Source organism: Campylobacter sp. B0100352/1 (assembly GCF_020135855.1).
Lineage (GTDB): Bacteria > Campylobacterota > Campylobacteria > Campylobacterales > Campylobacteraceae > Campylobacter_D > Campylobacter_D taeniopygiae.
The window spans coordinates 1-416 of sequence record NZ_JACHTP010000110.1 but is presented as its reverse complement, the minus strand read 5'-3'; the positions used below and the strand labels follow the sequence as shown (position 1 = coordinate 416).

At 33.2% G+C, this 416-nt stretch carries 1 pseudogene; it reads left to right on the top strand.

The features are described from left to right. Positions 1-416, top strand: a pseudogene (locus H2279_RS08760) (hypothetical protein); the annotation flags it as partial.

The window sequence follows — 416 nt, the reverse complement described above, 5'->3', positions numbered from 1 at the left end:
TCTATTGAGCTTGCTAGTGCAGGTTTGATGTCAAGAGGTTTTCAAGCTCTTTGGCTTGGAGCACAATTAGGAGATGAAAGAGCTTTAAAAGATTTAAATAATGGCTCCTCTAATGCTTTTATAATGGGAGTTCATGATAACCCTTTAAAAAAACAAATTATCAAAAACTTTGCCAAACATCCTCCCTATGATAAATATGGTATGCTTCCTTTTTTAGATGAATTAATCTCTACAGACTGGATTATAGATCCAAACGAGTATGATTTTATTTATGATATTGATAATGATGTAGTAACAGCAATGTTAAGAGGAATCGATAAGGGTAAATACAAAGATCCAAGAGATGTGGATTCTACTCCTGAAAGCAGATGGGAATTTGATCAAGAAATAGATGCTTATAAAGAAGGTTCTGCAAT